Consider the following 23,466-nt stretch of genomic DNA (forward strand, 5'->3'; position numbering starts at 1 on the left):
TACGAAATTCACGATTCTGGTTGTGCGTGAATCGAATCCAACCCGTGACTCCCCCGCGATCAACGGAATCGCCTCAGCCGCAGACTGTTGCTGACCACGAACACCGAGGAGAACGCCATGGCGGCGCCGGCCAGCATGGGGTTGAGCAGTCCGGCAGCGGCCAGTGGCAACGCGGCGACGTTGTAGGCGAAGGCCCAGAACAGGTTGCCCTTGATCGTGGCCAGCGTGCGCCGGGACAGCCGGATGGCGTCGGCGGCCGTCCGCAGATCGCCACGCACCAGAGTCAGGTCACTCGCCTCGATCGCCACGTCGGTGCCGGTACCCATGGCCAGGCCGAGATCGGCCTGGGCCAGCGCCGCAGCGTCGTTGACGCCGTCACCGACCATGGCCACCACCCGGCCCTCGTCCTGCAGGCGTTTGATCAGATCGACCTTGTCCTGCGGCATCACCTCGGCGTAAACCCGTTGCACACCAACCTGTTCAGCGATGGTTCGGGCTGCAGCCTCGTTGTCGCCGGTCAGCATGATCGGCTCCAGGCCGAGGGCACGCAGCTGCTCGATCGCGTCCTTCGAGGTGGGCTTTACCGCGTCCGCGACCACCAGCACCGCGCGCGCCTGCCCGTCCCAACCCACGGCAATCGCCGTGCTGCCCAGGTTCTGCGCCTCACGCATCGCGGTATCAAGCTCGGGAGGCAACTGCTGTCCCCAGTCGGCCAGCAACTGGCGCCGTCCCAACACCAGGGCATGGCCGTCGACGACGCCCTGCACCCCGAGGCCCGCCACGTTGGCGAAACCGTCCACCGCGGGCAGCTCCCCGACCTTTTCGCGGGCGCCCTTGGCAATGGCCCGCGCGATCGGGTGCTCGGAACCGTCCTCGACCGCACCGGCCAGCCGCAGCACCTCGGCGGGATCCTCTCCGGCAGCGGTGATCACGTCGAGCAGCGTCATCGCTCCGGTGGTCACCGTCCCGGTCTTGTCCAGCACCACGGTGTCGACGCGGCGGGTGGACTCCAGCACCTCGGGGCCCTTGATCAGGATGCCGAGCTGAGCACCACGGCCCGTGCCGACCAGCAGCGCCGTCGGAGTGGCCAGGCCCAGCGCACACGGGCAGGCGATGATCAACACCGCCACCGCTGCGGTGAACGCCGCGGCCACCGATCCGCCGGTTCCCATCCAGAAACCCAGGGTTCCCACCGCGAGCGCGATCACGATGGGCACGAAGACTGCGGAAACCTTGTCGGCCAGGCGCTGTGCCTGCGCCTTGCCGGACTGCGCATCCTCGACCAGCCGGGCCATCTGGGCCAGCTGGGTGTCGGATCCGATTCGCTTGGCCCGCACCACCAGCCGGCCACCCACGTTGACCGTCGCGCCGACGACCTGGTCGCCCGGGCCGACTTCGACCGGCACCGATTCGCCGGTGAGCATCGATGCATCCACCGCTGATGCCCCGTCGACGACCTCGCCGTCGGTCGCGATCTTCTCGCCGGGCCGGACCACGAACTCGTCGCCCACGACCAGTGACTCGACGGGAACGCGTTGTTCCACACCGTCTCTGAGAACTGCGACATCCTTGGCACCAAGTTCGAGCAACGCACGCAGGGCTGCCCCAGCACGCCGCTTGGACCGAGCCTCGAAGTACCGGCCGGCCAAGATGAAGGTCGTGACGCCCGCGGCGACTTCGAGGTAGATGTTGCCGGTGCCGTCGGATTGCGAGATGGACAGCGAGAACGGATGCGTCATACCCGGCATCCCGGCGGTACCCCAGAACAGCGCGTACAGCGACCAGCCGAACGCCGCGATGGTGCCCATCGAGATGAGCGTGTCCATGGTGGCGGTGCCGTGGCGCAGATTGGTCCAGGCGGCCCGGTGGAACGGCAGCGCGCCCCACACCACGACCGGCGCGGCCAGGGTCAACGAAAGCCACTGCCAGTTGGTGAACTGCAGTGCCGGGACCATCGCCATCGCGATCACCGGGATGGTCAGCACGGCCGACACGATCAGCCGGGTCCGCAACGCGGCGGTCGGATCGTCCTCGACGTGGCTCTCGCCCGGTTCGGTGGCGGGCAATTGTGCTGTGTAACCCGCGGTTTCGACGACCTCGATCAACTGCTCGGGCGTCACCTCACCCGCCACGTCGACGGTGGCCTTCTCGGTCGCGAAATTCACCGTCGCCGTGACGCCGTCAAGGTTGTTGAGCTTGCGCTCGATGCGTCCGGCACACGAGGCACACGTCATCCCGCCGATCTCCAGTACGACGTGCCCGGTCGCGGTGGTCACGGTGCCCCCTCAACGGTGAATTCAGCGGTGTGCACCACATCGCGGTGCTTGAAGTCCAGGAACAGCCGGTAGGTGCCGGCACTGGGAAGCGTGGTGTGGAACGCAATCTGCGGACCCGGCGCAGTGGCCGGGTCGGCCGCGTCGCTCATCGGATGGACGTGCAGATACTCCAGATCCGACGCGCGCACCGCGACCAGGTGCCCGTAGGCGCCCAGGTACGGCTGCAGATCGGTGACCGGCTTGCCGTCGCGGCTGACCGTGAGCGTCATCTCCGAGGGTTGGCCGGCCTTGGCCACTCCGGCGAGCGTCACGGTGTAGCCGTCGACCATGGCGGTCCCGGACGGCGCCGGCAGAGGCCGCGGCTCGTACTTGCCGGCAACGGTCATATCGGCTCCCAGGGTGACCGCACGGCCGTCGGCCGGTACGAAATCGGCGAACACCCGGTAGTCGCCCGGCTCGGTGAGAGCCAGCGGAACGCTCCAGGTGCCGGAATCGTCGAGCACCGGATGCACATGCTGGTAGTCGGCGAGATCGCGGCGCACCACGATCAGGTGCAGCATCTTCTCGTGACTCTCGACGTACTCGGTCACCGGGGCGCCGGAGCCGTCGACGATGCGGAACCGCAGCGGCACCGCAGCGCCGGGCGACAGTGCGGTCTCATCGAGTTGAAGCGTGTACTGCGCCCCATGGACGGAACCGTGCCCGGCGCCGTGGCCTTCGGCGGGATCGCCGGACGGCATGACCGCAGCGCCGATCCCGAAGGACACGGCGAATACCAGCACCAGTCCGACGACGAACCCGATGAGCTTCTGCGGTGTACTCATGATCGACCCCGACTCAACTCGCGACGGCGTAGCCGGCCTCGGCCACCGCGTCACTGATCGCGGCCGGATCGAGCCGGCTCTCGCTGTCGATGGTCACCAGCCCGGAAGCCAAGTCCACCTCGACGGTGCGCACACCGGGAAGTCCACCGACCTCTTCACGCACCGACGTGGCGCAATGCCCACAGGTCATGCCGATGACGGTCACGGATTGGGTACTCATGAAATTTCCTCCTGGAGCGAGCTCGTAGTCGATTCATACTATACCCCCCTAGGGTATGAAATGCATGGCTCCCCCGGTCCTCTCCTGCACTATGGGCTGATGGAGCACAATCCGGGCGGCTACCGGGCCCTGGTAGTCGACGACGAAGCCCCGCTCGCCGAGGTGATCGCGAGCTACCTCACCCGCGACCAGTTCGAGGTCACCATCGCCCGCGACGGGACAGAGGCACTGCGGCTGGCCCGCGAGGTCGACCCGGACGTGGTCGTCCTCGACCTCGGCCTGCCCGGCATCGACGGTGTGGAAGTCTGCCGGTCGCTGCGCACGTTCTCCGACGCCTACGTGGTGATGCTGACCGCCCGCGACACCGAGATGGACACCATCGTCGGACTGTCGGTGGGCGCCGACGACTACATGACAAAACCGTTCAGTCCACGCGAGCTGGTGGCCAGGGTCCGGGCGATGCTGCGCCGGCCGCGCGTCTCCTCCCCCACGGTGACCGACGGCCGAGTGTTCGGGGCGCTGCGCATCGACGTCGACGGACGCCAGGTCTTCCTCGACAGTGAGCCGATCATGCTGACGCGTACCGAGTTCGATGTGCTCGCCGCCCTCTCGGCGCGTCCCGGAGTGGCGCTCAGTCGGCGTCAGATACTCGAATCTGTCTGGGAGACCCACTATGTCGGAAACGAACATCTCGTCGACGTCCATATCGGTCACCTCCGCCGCAAACTGGGCGACGATCCCGCCGACCCGATGTACGTGATCACCGTGCGCGGCGTCGGATACCGCATGGGCACCGGGCAGGACAGCCGGCGATGAGCGTGGGTTTGCGTACTCGACTGCTGTCGGCTCAGGCCCTGGTGCTGCTGGCCGGTGCGGGCACCACCGGACTGGTGGCCGCCGTCGTCGGGCCGCCACTGTTCCGCGAACATCTCCACCGCGCAGGGGTCTCCGGTGATTCGGCCGAGCAGATGCACGCCGAGGAGGCCTACGTCTACGCCACGGCGATCTCGATCGGCGTCGCGTCGTGTGTCGCGATACTTGCCGCCCTCATCGTCACCTGGTACTTCGGCAGGCGCCTGCAGCGGTCGCTGACCCAGGTGTCCCAGGCCGCCACGGCCATCGCCGACGGCCGCTTCGACTCCCGAGTACCGCCGGCCCATCTGGGCGACGAATTCGACTCCCTGGAAAGCTCTTTCAATCAGATGGCCGGGAGATTGGCGGCCGTCGACGCCGGCCGCCGCAGGTTGTTCAGCGATCTTGCCCATGAGATCCGCACTCCGATTTCGGTGTTGGAGGCCTACTTCGAGGCGATCGAAGACGGGGTGAGAACCCTTGACCCCGACACGGTTTCGATGCTGCGCCAGCAGACCCACCGGCTGGTCCGATTCGCGGGCGACGCGGCCGCCCTGGCCAAGGCCGAGGAAAGCCCGGACACGGTCACCCCGGCGGCGGTGGCGCCGCACACCGTGGTGGGCGCCGCCGTGGCCGCAGCCCAGGACCGGTTCGACGACAAGGGCGTCACACTGAGCTGGCGGGCAGACCAGGATCTGCCGCCGCTGTGGGCCGATCCGCACCGGCTGGCTCAGATCCTGGGCAACCTGCTCGACAATGCGCTGCGGCACACCCCGGCCGGGGGCCGGGTGACGATCGAGGCCACGGCCGGCCCGGACACCAGCGTCACCCTGAGGGTGGCCGATACCGGGGAGGGCATCCCTGCCGAGCACCTGTCCCATGTCTTCGAGCGGTTCTACCGGGCCGACTCGGCCCGCGACCGCGACCACGGCGGATCCGGCATCGGGTTGGCGATCGTGAAGGCCTTGGTCGAGGCCCACCGCGGCCGCATCAGCGCAGCCAGTTCGGAGTCCGGGACCACCTTCACGATCGTCCTGCCGACCGGTTAGAGCGAGCCCAAGATCTGGCGCATGGTGTCGATCTCCTGCTGCTGGGTTTTCACGATGGTTCGGGCCATCTCAACCGCAGCCGGGTACTGACCGTCCTCGATTTCGTCCTGGGCCATCGTGATCGCGCCCTCGTGGTGAGCGATCATGTGCGTCAGGTACAGCTTGGCGGCTTCGGCGCCCTGGGCATTGCGGAGCGCGGTCATATCGGCGTCCGACACCATGCCCTGCATGGCGGGCATGTCACCCTGGCCCATGTTCCCGTGGCCCATATCGCCGTGACCCATGTCGCCGCCGCCCTGCTGCGGCATCGGTGGCATCGGCGGGTTTCCCCACTGCTTCAGCCAGCCCTGCATCTGCTCGATCTCCGGGGCCTGAGCACCCTTGATCTGGCCGGCCAGCTCGGTCACTCGCGGATCGATGCCCTGCTTGGCCAGCAGTACGTCACTCATCTCGACTGCCTGCTGATGGTGCGGAATCATGTGCTGGGCGAACATCACATCGGCATCGTTGTGCGCCTCGTTGCTGACCGGCGAGCCGGCGGCCGCCGAGGTGGTCGTGCTCTTGGTCATTTCCAGATCGGCGGTCCGGTCTGCCTGGTCATTGCTACAGCCTGCCACCAAGGCCGCCGCGACCGCCGCGCCGGCACTCAGCATCATCAGTTTCGTCATGTCTCAAGGGTGCCGAGACTCGATGTGGCTGCACTAGTGGTTCGATGAAGATTCGACAAAGCTCGCCAGACCGCTATGCGGGCCTGGCGCGGAAGAGCTTCACCTCGCTCTTGACGCCCTTGAGGCGCCGGGCCCCGGCGAACGACCAGGTGAATTGGTCCTGATCGCCTTCGGTCCCGGCGATCGCCGTGCGGGTGGACTCGGCCACCAGCACGGTCCCGGGCCGCGCCGCCCCGGTGACCCGGCTGGCCAGATTCACCGAGCTGCCGAACCAGTCACCGGCCCGGCTGACCGCGGGCCCGGTCGCGAGGCCGACCCGCAGCCGGGGGAAATCAGCATGCGTTTCGGTGGCTGCCACCAACCGCAGCGCCGCATCGAGCAGCGCCGCCGGATCGGTGCTGACCAGCATCACGGCGTCACCGATCGTCTTGATCAGCCGCACCGGGCCGACGGCCACGTCGCGCGCGGCGTCGGCCAGCCGATTCGCCAGCCGCTCAAGATCTTCGGGCTGCACGACCTCGCCGAGCCGGGTGAACCCGACGATGTCGGCGAATGCGATGGTGACCAACCTGGCACCGGGCAGCGGAAGCCCTTCGGCCCGCTCTGAAGCGCTCACCGCCTCGGTCTCCATCGCGTGCCGCAGCTGGACGAACAACATGTCCCGGATCATCGGACCGATCAGCGGAGCCGCCTCGGCCACCAGCGCCTCGCTGGCCTTGGCGGTTTCCAGTTCCGTGGCCCCGGGCGTCAGCACCGCCGCCAGCGCGGCATACCGCATCACCTCGGCGGCCCGGCCGAGCCCCTCCGACAACACCCGGGTGATCAACACGAGTTCATCCGGGGCGATACCGAGTTCCAGGAACCGCTCGGCGAAGCCGACGGCCTCGGCATCGGCCCGCAACAGCACCGCGGCATCGGGATCCTCGACGGTTGCCAGCCCCATCGCCCGTTGCAGTCGCTGGACGAGACCGACATCCAGTCCGGTCTGCTCGCTGATCTCGCGGGTGGACACGTAGGTGCCGTCGTCCCCGGCCACCCGGCGCGAGGCGAGCAACATCGGGGTGACGGCCTGACGGATCTGATCGGCTGTGATGCCGCGCGAGAGCAGCCATTCGACCAGCTCGGCACGCTGTGCACCGGCCTCGCCGTCGAGCCCGTCCAGGAGAGTGGGGTCGGCCGCCATCAGGACAAGGTATACCCACGCACTGCGTGAACCGCCGGAGCTGTCGACGAAATCAGCAGTGTCGACATGTCCTGCGGATACCGAACGTCCACGACCACCGAGTCCCCGAAGCGGTAAGGCTTGCCTGCCACCAAGCCCACGAACTGCTTACGCAGCCGCGACATCTCGGCGCGCACCGTCACCACCCTCGACCGATCGCCATAGAGATCCTCGGCCAGTTCCGGTGCGGACCGGCCCTGCCGGTTGGTCGCCAGCACCAACAGGATCTCGGCGTGCCGGCTGGAGATGCTGCGACGCCAGTTGCCGAACTGGCCCGCCATCTCCAGCGACGGTTCGCTGTCGCGCAGGTCGAGGATGACCCGCGACGGCGCCGCGACGGACTCGGCGTCGTCGGTGATCCGCACCAGCCACCCGCCCGGCAGCGCCTCCACATCGCACATGCCGAACGGAGGTATCCACACCCGTCCCGGCAATCCGTTCTCGGGCAACAGGATCCGATTGTGCAACGGCAAGGAGTCCACCGCGGCGACCCAGCCTTCGGCATCGACGGCGAGCGCCGGGTTACCCACCCTGGCCAAGATGGGGGCCGCCACTGCGCGCAACCGGTTCAACGTACGGTCATGCGCCTCGCGCAAATGCGATTCCGCCAGCCGCGCCACCAGATCCACCAGGGCGACAGTGGTCGGATGCACCGTCGAGGCCGGGCCGGACACATCCACGATGCCGATGACCTGGCCGGTTCGGGGATCGCGAATCGGAGCGCCCGCACAGGTCCACGGGTGGTGGCTGCGCAGGAAATGCTCAGCCGAGAAGATCTGTACCGCACGATGTGACGCCAGCGCCGTACCGATCCCATTGGTGCCCACGGCGTTCTCACTCCATGTCGCGCCCTCGATGAAACCGAGGCGATCGGCGAGGCTGAGGACACGCGGCGAGCCCGAGCGCCACAGCACCCGGCCCCGGGCATCGGCCACCACGAGGATGTTGTCACCCTCTTCGATCACCGACTCCAGCCCACGCGACACGTCCTCGAGCACCGCGATGAGCCCGGACTGCTGCCGCAGCAGCTCCAGCCCGCTTGTCTCGACCTGCGGTGGCACATGATGATCCGGGTTTATCCCTTTGGCGCGCAGCCGATTCCAGGAGTCCTCGATCACCGCCCGGGGGCGCGCGGGCGAACGGTCACCCGACATGGTCGCGTCGTAAACCGCCGACAAGAGCATGGCGTACCGCCGCGGATCCTCACCAGGTGACACCGCGGGCTCAGGTACCGACGAACCTGCCATCACCGCCGATTGTGCTCCACATCACATCGGGAAGCCAATCTCGTGTCACCGATACACCAATTCCCGTCGATCAGACCCGCCTGACCAGTCAGGTACTCGGCATCAGGTCCGGCCAGACAGGCGACGAATCCGGCCGGGTCCACAGAGTCCCGATCACTCACGTCGGTGACGAAAGTCATTGCTTTCGACCTGATTTCGGCTCTGCGGCGACCGCGTCGATTCCGTCCGGTGCTACGTCGACCAGCGCCACCGTGCTCTGCAGCGTCACGAGGCGCCTCCGCTCGGATCGACCAGAACTTTCATCTTCGCCCCTGCGTGCAGGGCTTCGAATCCCTCGTCGATCACGTCGTCGATCGCGATGGGCGTGACCCATCCCCTCGTGTCGTACCCACCCTGTGCCATCAGGCCGATGACCGCCTCGAAATCCGCCGAGGTGTAGCACAGCGAGCCCTGGATACGGGACTCGTTCATCACCAGATTGAGCAGTGGTGTCGCCAGCGGCTTCTCGTAGATCGCAACGCTGACCGTGGGTTTGCGCGCCCCCACGCACGCCGTGGCGGCCGCGATGGCCGGTGCCACACCGGCGGCGTCGAATGCGGCGTCGGCACCGCGTCCTTCGGTGTGATCGGCGATGAAAGCCGGGACATCTGTGGCTGTCGGGTCCAGAGTCTTGGCGCCGAGCGCCTCGATCGCAGTTCTGCGGGTGGACGACGGTTCGCAGACGTACACGTCGTCGAGCCCCTTGCCCCGCAGCGCGAACCACAGGCCGATGCCGATCGGCCCGGCGCCGAAGATCACGGCGGTGTGCAGCGGGCCGACCTCGGCCAGGGTCGCGGCGTGGTAGGCCACCGACATCGGCTCGACCAACGCACCGAGTTCGAGGGAGACATTGTCGGGAAGCCGGTGCAGCATTTCTGTCGGCACCACGGTGTACTCCGCCATTCCGCCGTCGGACATCAGGCCGTGGAAGCCGATCTGCCGACACACGTTGTACGTGCCGGCCCGGCAGGGCGCGCAGTGCCCGCAGCGGTAAATCGGCTCGATGGCGACCCGGTCGCCCGCGGCGTAGTCCGTCACGCCGGCACCCACCTCGGTGATGGTTCCCGAGAACTCGTGACCCATGGTCAGCGGAAGCTGCCGGCCGGTCAACGGATGCGGCGCCGTCGGCACGAAGATCGGCCCTGCATAGTATTCATGCAGGTCAGTACCGCAGATCCCGTTGAAGCCCACCTTGATCTTGACGGTGCCGGGTGTGGGATCAGGCTCGGGCACATCGGCGACTTCGACCTTGTTCGGTCCGTAGTACACGGCTGCTTTCATAGTGGACTGTCTAGGCGACCTGCCGGGTGCGTCGTAAGGGTTGCAAGACGTTGCGCTCTCAAGCGCCGGTGCGATGCAACCCTGTGCAACCCTTGTTGCGCTTGCGGGCACGGTGTGGGCTGGGCCACATGACACAGACCACCGCCGCACCGCTGGCCACACTGTCACCGCAGGAACGGGTCGACGCCTGGCTGGCCGATTTCGAATCCGCACTGGCCGATCGGGACATCGAACGCGTCGTCGGCAAGTTCGCCACCGACAGCTTCTGGCGTGACCTGGTCGCATTCACCTGGAACCTCAAGACCCTCGAGGGCCGGGACGGCATGGCCGACATGCTGACGGCCCGGCTGGCCGACACCGACCCGTCCGGGTTCCGGACAGCAGAAACCCCGACCGAGGAATTCGACGGCGACCACGTTGTCACCTCAGCGTTCATCGAGTTCGAGACCGCGGTCGGCCGAGGCAAGGGACACCTGCGGCTGCGGGACGAGCTGGGCTGGACCCTGTTGACCACACTGCAGGAGCTCAAGGGCCACGAGGAGCGCAAGGGCGCCAACCGGCCGCTGGGCGCTGTACACGGCTCCGATCCGGACCGGCGATCGTGGGCCGAGAAGCGCCTCGACGAGGATCTGACCCTGGGCTACAGCGAGCAGCCCTACATCGTCGTGATCGGCGGTGGCCAGGGCGGTATCGCACTGGGCGCCCGGCTGCGCCAGCTCGGCGTGCCGGCCATCGTCGTCGACCAACACGAACGGCCCGGCGACCAGTGGCGCAAGCGCTACAAGTCGCTGTGCCTGCACGACCCGGTCTGGTACGACCATCTGCCCTACCTGCCGTTCCCGGCCAACTGGCCGGTGTTCGCACCCAAGGACAAGATCGGCGACTGGCTGGAGTTCTACACCCGGGTCATGGAGGTGCCGTACTGGAGCTCGACGACCTGCCTGTCGGCGTCCTACGACGAGGACGAGCAGCGGTGGACCGTCGAGGTGAACCGCAACGGCGAGCCCGTCACACTGCGTCCCGCGCAGCTGGTGCTGGCCACCGGGATGTCGGGCAAGCCCAGCATTCCGACTCTCCCGGGCCAGGAGACCTTCCGCGGCGAGCAGCACCATTCCAGCCACCACCCGGGCCCCGACCAGTACACGGGCAAGCGAGTCGTGGTGATCGGCTCCAACAACTCCGCACACGACATCTGTAAAGCGTTGTACGAGAACTACGTCGACGTCACGATGGTGCAGCGCTCATCGACTCACATCGTGCGCTCGGAATCACTGATGGAGCTTGGCCTCGGCGACCTGTATTCGGAACGGGCCGTCGCGGCGGGAATGACCACCGAGAAAGCCGACCTGACCTTCGCGTCCCTGCCGTACGCCATCATGGCCGACTTCCAGCGACCCATCTACGATGCAATTCGCCAGCGGGACAAGGACTTCTACGCCCGATTGGAAGCCGCCGGATTCGAACTCGACTTCGGCGACGACGACTCGGGCCTGTTCATGAAGTACCTCCGCCGCGGCTCGGGCTATTACATCGACGTCGGCGCCTGCGAGCTGATCGCCGACGGCAGCATCAAACTCGCGCACGGCGAGGTGGACCGGCTGACCGAGAACTCGGTGATCCTGGCCGACGGCACCGAACTGCCCGCCGACGTGGTGGTGTACGCCACCGGGTTCGGCTCGATGAACGGCTGGGCTGCCGATCTGATCAGCCAGGAAGTCGCCGACCGGATCGGCAAGGTCTGGGGCCTGGGGTCGGGCACCACCAAGGACCCCGGGCCGTGGGAGGGCGAACAGCGCAACATGTGGAAGCCCACCCAACAGCCCAACCTGTGGCTGCACGGCGGCAATCTGCACCAATCCCGGCACTATTCGCTGTATCTGGCGTTGCAGCTCAAGGCCCGCTATGAGGGCCTGGCAACGCCGGTGTACGGACTGCAGGAGGTCCACCACCTGAGCTGACGACCCACGATATGGCGCCCCGAACGTGACATAACCCCCACGCCGTTCGGGGCGCCCGCGTGGGTGCAGGTATACAGGCAGGATGCGCCGATGGCTGTGGGGTGTGGCAGCAGCGCTGGTCGTGATCCTGGGTGTGACGGCCTGCGGGTACTGGGTGTCGAATGCGCGGACGTTCCAGTTGGCCGGCCGGTTGGTGGACCGGGTCGAGACGGCTGACAAGGTGGTGGCGCTGACGCTCGATGACGGCCCGACTGACCTGACGCCCGAGGTACTCAAAATCCTTGCCGATGCCCAGGTGCCGGCCACCTTCTATCTCACCGGCCGCGAGTTGGAGGCCGCGCCCCAGCAGGGCGCGGCAATCGCGGCCGCGGGCCACGAGATCGGCAATCACAGCTACTCGCATCAGCGGATGGTGCTGATGTCGCCGGGCACCGTGGCCGGTGAGATCGAGCGGACCGACACCGCCATCCGGGCGACGGGCTATCAGGGCTCGATCACCTTTCGGCCGCCCTACGGAAAGAAGCTGTGGACCCTGCCGCATTACCTGTCCACCCATGATCGGACCACCGTCACCTGGGACGTCGAACCCGATTCGGCCACCGGGGCCGACGCGAATGCGATCGCCGCGGAGACGGTTTCACGCGTACGGCCGGGATCGATCATCCTGTTGCACGTCATGTACGGCAGCCGGGCCGCGTCACGGTCCGCCATCCCGCTGATCGTCGACGAATTGCGCTCGGCGGGCTACCGATTCGTCACCGTGTCCGACCTGCTGGGCCGGGCATGACCGAACTTCTGCACGGGCTGGCGCCGATCGTCGGCGACCATCCGCGGGTGCTGGTCCTGGGCAACATGCCCAGCGTGATGTCGCTGGCTTCCGGTGAGTACTACGGCAATCCGCGCAACGCGTTCTGGCGGATCACCGGCTCTCTGTTCGGGTTTCGTCCTGATGCGCCCTATTCAGAGCGGGTTGCCGCTCTGTGCGCTCACCAGGTGGCGGTGTGGGATGTGCTGCGGTCCTGCCGGCGTGCGGGCAGCCTGGACTCGGCAGTGGAACGGGACAGCATGGTGCCCAACGATTTCGCCTCATTCTTCGCCACGCACCGCACGGTCGAGCGGCTGGTGTTCAATGGCGCCGCCGCCGAGGCGAACTACTTGCGGCTGGTCGGCTCTCCCTCGTTGCCCTGGCTACGAGCGCCCTCGACCAGCCCGGCTCAAACCATGCGTTTCGAGGACAAGATGGCGGCCTGGCGGGTGGCGCTGGGCGGTTAGACCAGCCGGTCGACGATGTTCTTGGCCTCCTTGAGCCCTAACCCAGTCTCGTCACGCAACAACTTGATGGCGGCGATCTTGTTGCCCTGAAGGGCGAGCTGGCGGACCATCTGACTGCCCATCATCTCGTTGGCGTGACCGATCGGCGGCGGAACCGAACGACCTGCGGCCGCGGCGGCACGCTCAAGCGCGGCAACTCGCCGCTCGAGTTCCTCGACGCGACGGCGCAGATCATTTGAATCGTCGTGGCCACCACCGAAAATTCCCATGTGCCAAGTGTGGCCCAAACTGTGTTGCCGGGCCCAACCCCTGTTAATTGCCTTTTGCCCACGCCCACGCGGTAAGGCGCCAGTCTGGGCCGGCTTTGCGAAGCGCGACCGTATACAACGAACCAGTTTGAGTGACCTGCTTACCGCGCAGGTCGAACGTCATTTTCGCGGGGACGACGACATAGGCGTTCTCGCCGTTGACGTCGACGTGCCGTGGCTCGCCCAGCGCGATGCGGTAGCCCGAAGCGCCGAGGTGCTCGCCCTCGGCAAGCACGTCGCGCCACCAGTCCTCTGCGGCTGTCGACCCTTGCCAGACATGGGGTGACATTCCATCGAGAATTTGCATCGGGTCGGCGCAGGTCGCGGCCATCGCCGCCGGGTCACCGTTATTGAAGGCTTCTACGTATTGGCGCACTGCCGCCATTGGGTCGACCGAAACAGTCATGGCGTTGGTCCCCTGTCTGTTGGTCATACTCTAGGCGGACGGGACACGCGCGGCGGGTGAATCGCTCTGCGGTTCATCTTGGTTCAACCGCCAAAACCGCATCGCCGAACACTACGAACCACCACCACCATTCTGAGTGTCAGCCGCGTACTCCCCCGGTGTGCTGCCCAGCATGGCCCGGAAGTCGTTGATGAAATGGGCCTGGTCATACCAGCCGAGCCGCACGGCCAGATCGGCGAAATCCACGCCGGGTGAACTCTCGATCTCCAGCGCCGCCTGCTGCAGGCGGTACCGGCACAGCACCCACTTCACCGTCACCCCGACATAGCGGCGGAATACTCGCTGGGTGGTCCGCGAACTCCACGGCGAGAGGGCCATGACCTGCTCCACGCGATGCAATGACGCGTCGTCACGCATCCGATCGATCAACGGGACAAGCGCACGATAGGTCGCATCCAACGGCGCTGTCGTATCCACGATCCTGGCCTCCAGGCGGGCGTGGACGGTGGCCACATCCTCACCCAGAACCAATGGCGCACCGAATAATTCGTCACCCGCCGGGACGACTCGCCCGGTCATTGCGGCAGCGTCCCCGCCGAAGCGTGCGGTGAAGCCGCCGGGCCGGAATCGTGCGCCGACCACACCGCCCCGACCGCTGATCGTGATACGGAAGACCTTGGGCACCACCCCGTGCAGCAACGTGTTGGGAAGCCGATGACCATGGCGCACAACGTCATCTCCCCACTCACGGGTGAGATGCATGGCCGGAAAGGTGATGACTGTGCTCTCGAACGGACCGGCCTCACGCCGGTCCCAGGTCACCGACCAGAAATGCTCGACGAACCTCCCGGCCTCCGCCGTCGGCGCCCACCTGTGCAGGTCGAAAGCCGAGGCATTGCCGGCGCGGCCGACCACGCCCCGCACTGGCACGTTTTGGTCTGGCGCGTTTTTCCAAGCGGCCATGGACCACAGCCTACGAAACTGGTCGGTATGAGTGTCACAACGATTCCGCAGGGCTACACCAGCCTGACCCCGTTCATCTGCGTCGACGGCGCCGCCAAGGCGATCACGTTCTACCAGAAGGTGTTCGGCGCCGACGTCGTCGAGCGGATGGACGGACCCGACGGCAGCGTCGCACATGCCGAACTGGACTTCGGCAGCGGCCGGCTGCAACTCGGAGACCCGCAGGAGGCCTTTCAGATCGCCGCCCCGACACCGGGCGCCGCCGCGACCCATTCCATCGGGCTGTACTGCCCCGACGTCGACGAGGTGGTGGCCCGGGCCGAGAAGGCCGGAGCGACGATCCGAGAACCCGCGCAGACCTTCGTCACCGGCGACCGGTTCGCCTCCATCCTCGACCCGTTCGGCCAGCGCTGGACCGTGATGACCCGCGTCGAGGACCTCACGCCGGCCGAACGCGAACGCCGCGTCGCCGAATGGGCGGCGACCGCCGGAGGCTAACGTGGCGGGATGTCTTGCGTGTTCTGCGCCATCGTCGCCGGGACGGCCCCCGCCATCCGCATCTACGAGGACGACGACTACCTGGGAATCCTCGACATCAGGCCGTTCACGCGGGGACACACCCTGGTCATTCCCAAGCGGCACACCGTCGACCTGACCGACACCCCGCCGGAGACGGTGGCCGCGATGGCGGGCATCGGTCAGCGCATCGCTCGGGCCGCCCGGCGATCGGGACTGCACGCCGACGGCAACAACATCGTGATCAACGACGGTAAAGCCGCGTTTCAGAGTGTGTTCCACATCCACCTTCATGTGCTGCCCCGCCAGACGGGCGACAAATTGTCCTTCGTGAAGGGCATGGTGGTGCGCCGAGACCCCGACCGGGAGGAGTCGGGGCGGCTGCTACGTGCGGCATTGGCAGAACTCGACGCCGCCGAGCACGATTGACGCCATGAGTGATCTGTCCCCCGTGGAGAAGATCGGCCTCCGGCTACTACACGTCCACGACCTGATCTACCAGAAGTCGAACGGGATGATCGGGCACCGCCTCCCCGGCGTTCCGCCCAGCCTGCTGCTGCGCACCACGGGCGCCAAGACCGGCCAGCCCCGGATCAATACGCTGAGTTACGCCCGCGACGGCAAGGATTACCTGGTGGTCGCCTCGATGGGCGGCGCCCCACGGTCACCGGGTTGGTACCACAACCTGAAAGCCCAGCCCCGCATCGAGATCAACGTCGGGCCGCGCCGGCTCAGCGTCACGGCCAGACCCGTGCTGCCCGACGATCCTGACTACCAGCGGTTGTGGAAGATCGTCAACGACAACAACTCTCACCGCTACGACGCATACCAGAAAAAGACCAGCCGACCGATTCCGATCGTGGTACTGACCCCTGCGGGCTAGAACAGTTCCTTCGCCAGCAGTTCCAAGGTGGTGACGCGCGCCGTCGCGGTGGCCGGGTCCGCGCCGCGGCGGGCCGAACCCACCGGGTTGACCATGACCTCGTCGACGCCGAATTCTTCGGCCAGGGCACGCACCTGATCGGCTGCTTCGGTGGGTGAGCCCACCACGGCGCGCTTGAGCCCGGAAGCCACGACGGCCTGTGCCTGCGGGCTGAGGGTCCCCGACTCTGCCACGGCCTCGGCATCCTCGACCAGATCGAGCGCCCCGAGGGGTTGGCCGGTGCGGAGCCGGCCCATCATCTGCAACTGCGGCAGGAGCAAGGCCTCGGCCTCCTCCGTGGTCTCCGCCACCGAGGCGTTGACAGTCAGGAAAGTCACGGGCTCGGAAGCCAAATCGCTGGGCTGGAACTCGTCGCGGTAGACCGCCAGGGCCTCCGCCGTGCCCTGACCGGAGAAATGGTGTGCGAACACGTACGGCAACCCCTTGGCGGCAGCCAGGTGCGCCGAGTACATCGACGATCCGAGCAACCACATCCGCGGTTCGGTGACCGCGGCCGGCGTCGCCTTGAGCACGTAGTTTTCCCGCATCAGGTCGCGCGGCAACGGCACCCGCACGCCGCGGGTGCCCATCAGGGCCACCACGTCGTCGAGGTACTGCGGAAACGCCTCGATGTCGCGATCGTCGCGGCCGGCGGCGCCACGCAACGCCAGTGAGGTGACCGGGTCAGACCCCGGGGCCCGGCCGATACCGAGGTCGATACGGCCCGGATAAGCGGCCTCCAGCAGAGCGAACTGCTCGGCCACCGCGAGCGGCGCATGGTTGGGCAACATCACCCCGCCCGAACCCAGCCGAAGCTGGTCAGTGTGCGCGGCCAGGTGCGCGATCAGCACCGGCGGGCTGGTGGCAGCCACCGCCGGCATGTTGTGGTGCTCGGCGAGCCAGTAGCGGGTATATCCCAGCCGGTCAGCCGTCTGCGCCAGATGAGTCGTTGCCGTCAGAGCATCGGCAGTGGACTGGTCGGTACGCACCGGGACGAGGTCGAGAACGGAAAGCCGCATGACAGCGTCAACGTCATCACCCGCCGTGTTCGTTCCCGGCGCGGGCGTTCCCGAGCAACTTGGCGGTCACGAAGATGTCGTCGAGCATGGCCTCGGTCAGCCGGCCGGTGAACGTATTCTGCTGGCTCGGATGAAAGCAGCCCAGCAGCGTGACGGGGCCGAAAGCAGAGGTCAGAGTCGCGGTCGCGCCATGGCCGAACTTGGGCGCGGGTTTGATCTTCGAGCCGATCAGCTCCAGCGCAGCCCGCCACGCGAAGCCGCCCAACGCGATGACCACCCGCACAGACGGCCCGACGAGTCGCCATTCGGCCTGCAGCCAGGCCGCACAGGTGGCCCGCTCCGCCGGGGTGGGCGCGTTGGCCGGCGGGGCGCAGCGCACCGCGGCGGCCATGCGGGTGTCGATCAACCGCATGCCGTCGGCGGCGTCGACGCACACCGCCTGATTCGCCAGCCCGGCCCGGTGCAACGCAGCGAACAGAAAATCCCCGGACCGGTCGCCGGTGAACACCCGCCCCGTGCGGTTGGCACCGTTGGCGGCCGGTGCCAGCCCGACGATGAAGATGCCGGGCTGCTCGGCACCGAAACCGGGGGCAGGTCTACCCCAATATGGTTGGTCGGCAAAGGATTTCCGCTTGGCCACGGCGACCTCTTCACGCCAGGCAACCAGCCGGGGGCAGGCCCGGCACACCGAGATCTGCCCATCGAGCTCATCCACCGTGGCGGCCCGGGCGGCCAGCCGGCGCACCTGCGCTGCGGTCTTGGCCACCGGCGTCGACGCCTCCGCCGGATCGCCTGGCCAGCCCGAGCCGGGCGGCACGGGCGAGCTGAACAGGTCCCCCGTCCGCGGATGTGGGAGTTGAGACATCGACACCTCGTCCACTGTGCCCGAAAATACGGCGCGGCGGGTGCGGGTGCGCTGTTAGATTCGGCCGCGATACCCATGACCAACACCAGGCGCGGCCCACTGCTGCTGATCCTGTTCGCCGCATTGATGGCCGGCGCGGGAAACGGAATCACGATTGTCGCGTTCCCGTGGCTGGTGTTGCAGCGCAACGGATCCGCGCTCGACGCGTCGATCGTCGCGATGGCCGGGACCTTGCCGCTGCTGATCGCCACGCTGATCGCCGGGGCCGCCGTCGACTATCTGGGCCGCAGGCGAGTCTCGATGATCTCCGATCTGCTCTCGGCCGTGTCGGTCGCCGCGGTTCCGGTACTGGCCCTGACCTTCGGCGTCGACGCGGTCAATGTCCTTGCGCTGGCGGTGCTGGCCGGTTTGGGCGCATTCTTCGATCCGGCCGGAATGACCGCCCGCGAGACCATGTTGCCCGAGGCGGCGGGCCGGGCCGGCTGGACGCTGGACCACGCCAACAGCGTGTACGAGGCCGTGTTCAACCTTGCCTACATCGTCGGACCGGGTATCGGCGGCCTGTTGATCGCCACCCTCGGAGGAATCAACACGATGTGGGTGACCGCCGGGGCGTTCTGCTGTTCCATCCTGGCCATCTCGGTGCTTCGGCTGGAGGGAGCGGGCGCCCCGGACCGTTCGGTGCTGACCGGGGGCGTGTGGGCCGGCATCGTCGAAGGTCTGCGATTCGTCTGGCACACACCGGTATTGCGCACTCTGGCGATCGTCGACCTGGTGGCCACCGGGCTCTACATGCCGATGGAGTCGGTTCTGTTCCCCAAATACTTCACCGACCGCGATGAGCCCACCGAACTTGGCTGGGTGCTGATGGCGCTGAGCATCGGCGGGTTGCTCGGCGCGCTCGGCTACGCGGTGATGTCACGACCGCGAGCGGTCAATGGGTCGAAGTACATGAGCCGGCGGGCCACCATGCTGACCGCGGTGATCACGCTCGGCGTGGCGATGACCGTGATCGCCTTTCTGCCACCGCTCCCCTTGATCCTTGTGCTGTGCGCGATCGTCGGCTTCGTCTACGGACCGATCGCGCCCATCTACAACTACGTCATGCAGACCACCGCCCCGCCGCACCTGCGCGGGCGCGTGGTCGGGGTGATGGGCTCACTGGCCTACGCGGCGGGTCCGCTGGGGCTGATCCTGGCCGGGCCGCTGGCCGATGCGGCCGGCCTGCACGTGACATTCCTGGCGCTGTCCCTGCCGATGCTGCTGCTCGGGGTGGTTGCGGTGTTCCTGCCCGCGCTGCGTGCGTTGGACCGACATCGCGATTGACCAGCACCCCATCGCAGAGTCAGCCGCCCGAACTACGATTCCGGTGTGGAATCCGCGCTGCAGACACTGATCAGCGAACTACCCGAGGGGGTCGTCGTCACCGACCCCGACATCCTGGCGTCCTACCGTCAGGACCGGGCCGCCGATCCGGCCGCGGGCACTCCGATGGCCGTGGTCCGGCCCACCCGCACCGAGGAGGTGCAGGCCGTACTGCGCTGGGCCAGCACACACCGGGTGGCGGTGGTGCCACGCGGCGCAGGCACCGGATTGTCCGGTGGCGCGACAGCGCTCGACGGCGGCATCGTGCTGTCCACCGAGAAGATGCGGGACATCACCGTCGACCAGGTCACCCGCACCGCCGTCGTGCAGCCGGGCCTGCTCAACGCCGAGGTTAAGAAAGCCGTTGCCGCACATGGTCTCTGGTACCCACCAGACCCGTCGTCGTTCGAGATCTGCAGCATCGGCGGCAATGTCGCCACCAACGCGGGAGGGCTGTGCTGCGTCAAGTACGGCGTGACCACCGACTACGTGCTGGGCCTGCAGGTGGTGCTGGCCGACGGCACCGCAGTGCGCCTCGGCGGCCCGCGCCTGAAAGACGTTGCGGGCCTGAGCCTGACCAAACTGTTCGTCGGCAGCGAGGGCACTCTCGGCGTCGTCACCGAGGCGACGCTGCGGCTGCTGCCGCCGCAGCACTCCCCCTGCACCGTGGTGGCCACGTTCGATTCCGTGGAAGCCGCATCGAACTCGGTCGTGAAGATCACCGGCAAGATCCGGCCGTCGATGCTGGAATTCATGGACGCCGTGGCGATCAACGCCGTCGAGGACAAGCTCAAGATGGGCCTGGACCGCACAGCCGCGGCGATGATGGTGGCCGCCTCCGACGACCGCGGAGCCGCGGGCGCCGACGACGCCGAATTCATGGCTCAGGTGTTCACCGAATGCGGTGCCACCGAGGTGTTTTCCACCTCCGACCCGGACGAGGGCGAGGCCTTCGTGGCGGCCCGCCGGTTCGCCATCCCAGCCGTCGAGGCCAAGGGATCGCTACTACTCGAGGACGTCGGGGTGCCACTGCCCGCACTGGCCGAGCTGGTCAGCGGGGTGGCAGCGATCGCGGCCCACCGGGATCTGCTGATCTCGGTGATCGCCCATGCCGGCGACGGCAACACCCACCCGCTGATCGTGTTCGACCCGGCGGATGCCGACATGGCCGCGCGGGCTCAGCTGGCCTTCGGCGAGATCATGGACCTGGCTGTGGGTTTGGGCGGCACCATCACCGGCGAGCACGGTGTCGGCCGGCTCAAGCAGCCGTGGCTGGCCGGCCAGATCGGTCCTGACGCTCTTGCGCTCAATCACCGGATCAAGCAGGCGCTGGACCCGCAGAACATCCTCAATCCCGGCGCGGCGATCTAGGTCACGCCCATCAGGCTCAGCAGAACGCCTGTGCGCCAGGTGATCAATCCCGCGAAGACCACCAGCACCGCCACCGACACCGCCGCCTGAATCGCGTTTCTGCGCTCGCGCGGGGCGTATACGAAGGCCGCGGCGACCGCGGCCCCGGTGATCAGTCCGCCGATGTGGCCCTGCCAGCTGATGGCTCCGGTTCCGAGCGCGGGCCCGACGAAGGTGAACACGAGGTTGAGGATGACCACGGCGGCGATCGAGCGGACGTCGAGATTGAGCTTGCGGGCCACCACGAAGATCGCGCCGAACAGGCCGAAGATCGCGCCGGAGGCTCCGGCGGTCGCGGAGTTGATCGGCGACAGCAGGTAGACCAGGACGGAGCCACCGAGCCCGCTGAGCGCGTACAGCGTCCCGAACCGCAACCGGCCCAGCCACTGCTCCAGCGGCGGCCCCACGACGTACAGCGCCCACATGTTGAACAGCAGGTGCATCGCGCCGTAGTGCAGGAACATCGACGTGACCAGGCGGTAGTACTCGTCATGCGCGGCAACGCCGGGCGCCCACAGCGTGAGCTCCCTCTCCAGGTTTCCCGACGCCATCTGCAGCACGAACATCACCACGTTGACGGCGATGAGGGTGTAGGTCAGGATCGGCGCTCCCGTGCGCGCCTTTCCACCGAACTGGGTGCGCGGTTCCCGCACCGCCTTGGCGCCCTCGTTCACGCAATCCACGCATTGATGGCCCACGGCCGCCGACCGCATGCACTCCGGGCAGACGGGACGCTGACACCGAGTGCACCGCACATACGTGGGACGGTCCGGATGCCGGTAACACGTCGGCGTCTGGGCAGGTAGCTGCGGCGTGCCGGGGATGCTCATCAGTTCCGAGCCTATCCGGCGGACCCGCTATTGACACTGCACGCCTGAATGTCGTACGAATAAGACATGGCAGCGACTTTGTCTCACAGCCCCGCCCGGTTCATACCCGCCGACGCCGACACCTGGCCCAACCCATGGCCGATGTACGCCGCACTGCGCGACCACGACCCGGTACACCACGTGGTGCCCGACGAGTCTCCGGAGCACGACTACTACGTGCTGTCCCGGCACGCCGACATCTGGTCCGCAGCCCGCGACCACGGGACGTTCTCCTCGGCGCAGGGCCTGACGATCACCTACGGCGAGCTGGACATGATCGGACTGGCCGACAACCCGCCGTTCGTCATGCAGGACCCGCCGGTGCACACCGAGTTCCGCAAGCTCGTCTCCCGCGGTTTCACCCCGCGACAGGTGGAAGCCGTCGAACCGAAGGTCCGGGAGTTCGTCGTCGAGCGCCTCGAGGGGTTGCGCTCGAACGGCGGCGGGGACATCGTCACCGAACTGTTCAAGCCACTGCCGTCGATGGTCGTGGCGCACTACCTGGGCGTGCCCGAGGCCGACCGGGACCAGTTCGACGGCTGGACCGACGCCATCGTCGCCGCGAACAGTTCGGCCGGCGGCATCACCGAGGCCATGGGGACCGCGGGTGCCGCGGTGGCCTCGATGATGGGCTACTTCTCCGAGCTCATCGAACGGCGCCGCCGCGAGCCCGGTGACGACACCATCTCCCACCTGGTGGCCGCCGGCGTGGGGGCCGACGGCGACATCGCCGGCGTGCTGTCGATCCTGGCCTTCACCTTCACCATGGTCACCGGCGGCAACGACACCACCACCGGAATGCTCGGCGGCGCAGTGCAACTCCTGCAGCAGCGGCCCGATCAACGCCGACTCCTGATCGATGACCCGGAGCTGATCCCGGAGGCGATCGACGAGTTCCTGCGGTTGACCTCCCCCGTGCAGGGCCTGGCCCGCACCACCACCCGCGACGTCACCATCGGCGACACCACCATCCCCGCCGGACGCAAGACCCTGCTGCTGTACGGCTCGGGCAACCGTGACGAACGCGAATTCGGAGACAACGCAGCCGAGCTCGATGTGCGGCGAGCCCCGCGAAATATCCTCACCTTCAGCCACGGCGCCCATTTCTGCCTCGGCGCCGCGGCCGCCCGGATGCAATCCCGCGTGGCGCTGACCGAGTTGCTTTCGCGCTACCCGGATTTCGAGGCCGACCTGGATTCAGTGGAATGGGCCGGAGGCAGCTACGTGCGACGGCCACTGTCAGTGCAATTCCGGGCAGGAACCTGATGTCCCGTGACTGGTTGTCGGCCCGGCGGTCCGAAGTGGCCGCCGACCACATCCTGGACGCGGCCGACGCCCTGTTCACCCGCCAGGAGGCGGCGACCGTCGGGATGCACGAGATCGCGTCGGCCGCAGGCTGTTCCCGTGCCACCCTGTACCGGTACTTCGAGAATCGGGATGCGCTCTACACCGCCTACGTGCACCGCGAGGCGCGCCGGCTCTACGAAGAGGTCAGCGAGCAGGTGGCCACCGTCACCGATCCGGCGCAACGACTGATCGAAGGCGTGATCACCGCACTGAACGCCGTACGCAGCAGTCCGGCCCTGGCCTCGTGGTTCGCCACGGCGCAACGGCCGATCGGCGGTGAGATGGCCGAGCACTCAGAGGTGATCCGGGCCCTGGTCGAGGGGTTCGTGCGTTCGCTGGCCGCCGGCGCAGCCGGCAATGCGGACGAGGCGACAGGGACCGCAGGAGCTGACCAGGTAGGCCGTCGCGCCCGGTGGCTGGTGCGGGTCATGGTGTCGATGCTGGTGTTCCCCGGCGTCGACGAGGCCGACGAGCGCACCATGCTGGCCGAGTTCGTCGCCCCACTGGTGATTCCGGCGCAATTGCCCGTGGAGTAGCCGATTGCCGGGCGCGACGGGCTGATCGGCCC

The 23,466-nt window shown here is 67.4% G+C and carries 25 protein-coding genes and 1 pseudogene; 12 read left to right on the plus strand and 14 right to left on the minus strand.

Going from position 1 to position 23,466, the window contains the following annotated elements:
* Positions 1-59 precede the first annotated feature (59 nt).
* From QQ25_RS23090 to QQ25_RS23100, 3 genes are read right to left on the minus strand one after another with little or no spacing between them, the layout of a single operon-like run.
* On the minus strand, positions 60-2,276 hold the full coding sequence (locus QQ25_RS23090; RefSeq protein WP_039381311.1) for a heavy metal translocating P-type ATPase: 2,217 nt from the start codon (positions 2,274-2,276) through the stop codon (positions 60-62).
* Positions 2,273-3,100, minus strand: a complete 828-nt coding sequence (locus QQ25_RS23095) for a DUF8832 domain-containing protein (RefSeq protein ID WP_039381312.1) — start codon at positions 3,098-3,100, stop codon at positions 2,273-2,275. The genes QQ25_RS23090 and QQ25_RS23095 overlap by 4 nt, the downstream gene beginning before the upstream one ends.
* Before the next feature lie 13 nt (positions 3,101-3,113).
* Positions 3,114-3,320: a heavy-metal-associated domain-containing protein gene (locus QQ25_RS23100; protein WP_039323540.1), complete on the minus strand. Its 207-nt coding sequence runs from the start codon at positions 3,318-3,320 to the stop codon at positions 3,114-3,116.
* Between the two features lie 99 nt (positions 3,321-3,419).
* On the opposite strand from QQ25_RS23100, the gene QQ25_RS23105 reads away from it, so the two are divergent.
* The gene (locus tag QQ25_RS23105) at positions 3,420-4,136 is read left to right on the plus strand and encodes a response regulator (protein ID WP_039324427.1); all 717 of its coding nucleotides are present in this window, start codon (positions 3,420-3,422) and stop codon (positions 4,134-4,136) included.
* Positions 4,133-5,221 (plus strand): HAMP domain-containing sensor histidine kinase, encoded by a 1,089-nt coding sequence (locus tag QQ25_RS23110; protein ID WP_039381314.1) that lies wholly within the window; start codon positions 4,133-4,135, stop codon positions 5,219-5,221. Before QQ25_RS23105 ends, QQ25_RS23110 begins: the two co-directional genes overlap by 4 nt.
* Here the strand turns inward: QQ25_RS23110 and QQ25_RS23115 are convergent.
* The 5 genes and pseudogenes from QQ25_RS23115 to QQ25_RS23135 form a co-directional block, all read right to left on the minus strand.
* A complete protein-coding gene (locus QQ25_RS23115; RefSeq protein ID WP_039323542.1) occupies positions 5,218-5,889 on the minus strand; it encodes a DUF305 domain-containing protein in 672 nt (223 codons plus the stop codon). The two genes, QQ25_RS23110 and QQ25_RS23115, sit on opposite strands and share 4 nt — an antisense overlap.
* A gap of 73 nt (positions 5,890-5,962) precedes the next feature.
* Entirely contained in the window at positions 5,963-7,072 is a 1,110-nt protein-coding gene (locus QQ25_RS23120) for an adenylate/guanylate cyclase domain-containing protein (RefSeq protein ID WP_039323543.1), read from the minus strand.
* Positions 7,072-8,358, minus strand: a complete 1,287-nt coding sequence (locus QQ25_RS23125; protein ID WP_039381315.1) for a GAF domain-containing protein — start codon at positions 8,356-8,358, stop codon at positions 7,072-7,074. The genes QQ25_RS23120 and QQ25_RS23125 overlap by 1 nt, the downstream gene beginning before the upstream one ends.
* A gap of 45 nt (positions 8,359-8,403) precedes the next feature.
* Positions 8,404-8,483 (minus strand): annotated as a pseudogene (locus QQ25_RS31655) (diacetyl reductase); the annotation flags it as partial.
* Positions 8,484-8,622: 139 nt separating this feature from the next.
* Positions 8,623-9,678, minus strand: a complete 1,056-nt coding sequence (locus QQ25_RS23135) for a 2,3-butanediol dehydrogenase (protein WP_039381318.1) — start codon at positions 9,676-9,678, stop codon at positions 8,623-8,625.
* Positions 9,679-9,806: 128 nt separating this feature from the next.
* Here QQ25_RS23135 and QQ25_RS23140 point away from each other — a divergent pair, with 128 nt between their 5' ends.
* The 3 genes from QQ25_RS23140 (at position 9,807) to QQ25_RS23150 (ending at position 12,908) form a co-directional block, all read left to right on the plus strand.
* Complete coding sequence (locus QQ25_RS23140; protein WP_039381319.1) at positions 9,807-11,636, plus strand: flavin-containing monooxygenase; 1,830 nt, start codon at positions 9,807-9,809, stop codon at positions 11,634-11,636.
* Between the two features lie 82 nt (positions 11,637-11,718).
* Entirely contained in the window at positions 11,719-12,423 is a 705-nt protein-coding gene (locus tag QQ25_RS23145) for a polysaccharide deacetylase family protein (protein WP_039381321.1), read from the plus strand.
* Complete coding sequence (locus QQ25_RS23150) at positions 12,420-12,908, plus strand: DNA-deoxyinosine glycosylase (RefSeq protein ID WP_039381323.1); 489 nt, start codon at positions 12,420-12,422, stop codon at positions 12,906-12,908. The genes QQ25_RS23145 and QQ25_RS23150 overlap by 4 nt, the downstream gene beginning before the upstream one ends.
* Here QQ25_RS23150 and QQ25_RS23155 read toward each other — a convergent pair.
* From QQ25_RS23155 to QQ25_RS23165, 3 genes are all read right to left on the minus strand, one after another.
* A complete protein-coding gene (locus QQ25_RS23155; RefSeq protein WP_039323549.1) occupies positions 12,905-13,177 on the minus strand; it encodes a ribosomal protein L7/L12 in 273 nt (90 codons plus the stop codon). The two genes, QQ25_RS23150 and QQ25_RS23155, sit on opposite strands and share 4 nt — an antisense overlap.
* Positions 13,178-13,220: 43 nt before the next feature.
* Complete coding sequence (locus QQ25_RS23160) at positions 13,221-13,622, minus strand: nuclear transport factor 2 family protein (RefSeq protein WP_039324429.1); 402 nt, start codon at positions 13,620-13,622, stop codon at positions 13,221-13,223.
* Positions 13,623-13,733: 111 nt separating this feature from the next.
* Entirely contained in the window at positions 13,734-14,585 is an 852-nt protein-coding gene (locus QQ25_RS23165; RefSeq protein WP_039381324.1) for an AraC family transcriptional regulator, read from the minus strand.
* 27 nt (positions 14,586-14,612) lie between these two features.
* Here QQ25_RS23165 and QQ25_RS23170 point away from each other — a divergent pair, with 27 nt between their 5' ends.
* From QQ25_RS23170 to QQ25_RS23180, 3 genes are read left to right on the plus strand one after another with little or no spacing between them, the layout of a single operon-like run.
* Positions 14,613-15,083, plus strand: a complete 471-nt coding sequence (locus tag QQ25_RS23170) for a VOC family protein (protein WP_039381326.1) — start codon at positions 14,613-14,615, stop codon at positions 15,081-15,083.
* 9 nt (positions 15,084-15,092) lie between these two features.
* Positions 15,093-15,530: an HIT family protein gene (locus QQ25_RS23175; protein ID WP_039323552.1), complete on the plus strand. Its 438-nt coding sequence runs from the start codon at positions 15,093-15,095 to the stop codon at positions 15,528-15,530.
* A gap of 4 nt (positions 15,531-15,534) precedes the next feature.
* Entirely contained in the window at positions 15,535-15,984 is a 450-nt protein-coding gene (locus tag QQ25_RS23180; RefSeq protein ID WP_039381328.1) for a nitroreductase family deazaflavin-dependent oxidoreductase, read from the plus strand.
* Here the strand turns inward: QQ25_RS23180 and QQ25_RS23185 are convergent.
* Positions 15,981-17,042, minus strand: coding sequence for an LLM class flavin-dependent oxidoreductase (locus QQ25_RS23185; protein ID WP_039323554.1), 1,062 nt, complete (start codon positions 17,040-17,042; stop codon positions 15,981-15,983). The two genes, QQ25_RS23180 and QQ25_RS23185, sit on opposite strands and share 4 nt — an antisense overlap.
* Positions 17,043-17,058: 16 nt before the next feature.
* Positions 17,059-17,907: a uracil-DNA glycosylase gene (locus tag QQ25_RS23190; RefSeq protein ID WP_039324431.1), complete on the minus strand. Its 849-nt coding sequence runs from the start codon at positions 17,905-17,907 to the stop codon at positions 17,059-17,061.
* 75 nt (positions 17,908-17,982) lie between these two features.
* Between QQ25_RS23190 and tap the strand changes: the two genes are divergently transcribed.
* The gene (tap, locus tag QQ25_RS23195; protein WP_039381330.1) at positions 17,983-19,233 is read left to right on the plus strand and encodes a multidrug efflux MFS transporter Tap; all 1,251 of its coding nucleotides are present in this window, start codon (positions 17,983-17,985) and stop codon (positions 19,231-19,233) included.
* Between the two features lie 45 nt (positions 19,234-19,278).
* Complete coding sequence (locus QQ25_RS23200; RefSeq protein WP_039323557.1) at positions 19,279-20,643, plus strand: FAD-binding oxidoreductase; 1,365 nt, start codon at positions 19,279-19,281, stop codon at positions 20,641-20,643.
* Here QQ25_RS23200 and QQ25_RS23205 read toward each other — a convergent pair.
* Entirely contained in the window at positions 20,640-21,512 is an 873-nt protein-coding gene (locus QQ25_RS23205) for a rhomboid family intramembrane serine protease (protein WP_165612139.1), read from the minus strand. The genes QQ25_RS23200 and QQ25_RS23205 overlap by 4 nt on opposite strands.
* Before the next feature lie 66 nt (positions 21,513-21,578).
* Between QQ25_RS23205 and QQ25_RS23210 the strand changes: the two genes are divergently transcribed.
* Both QQ25_RS23210 and QQ25_RS23215 read left to right on the plus strand, forming a co-directional pair.
* Complete coding sequence (locus tag QQ25_RS23210) at positions 21,579-22,817, plus strand: cytochrome P450 (RefSeq protein ID WP_039381332.1); 1,239 nt, start codon at positions 21,579-21,581, stop codon at positions 22,815-22,817.
* The gene (locus QQ25_RS23215) at positions 22,817-23,434 is read left to right on the plus strand and encodes a TetR/AcrR family transcriptional regulator (protein ID WP_039323560.1); all 618 of its coding nucleotides are present in this window, start codon (positions 22,817-22,819) and stop codon (positions 23,432-23,434) included. Before QQ25_RS23210 ends, QQ25_RS23215 begins: the two co-directional genes overlap by 1 nt.
* Positions 23,435-23,466 lie beyond the last annotated feature (32 nt).

This window comes from Mycolicibacterium setense, assembly GCF_000805385.1.
Classification (GTDB): domain Bacteria; phylum Actinomycetota; class Actinomycetes; order Mycobacteriales; family Mycobacteriaceae; genus Mycobacterium; species Mycobacterium setense.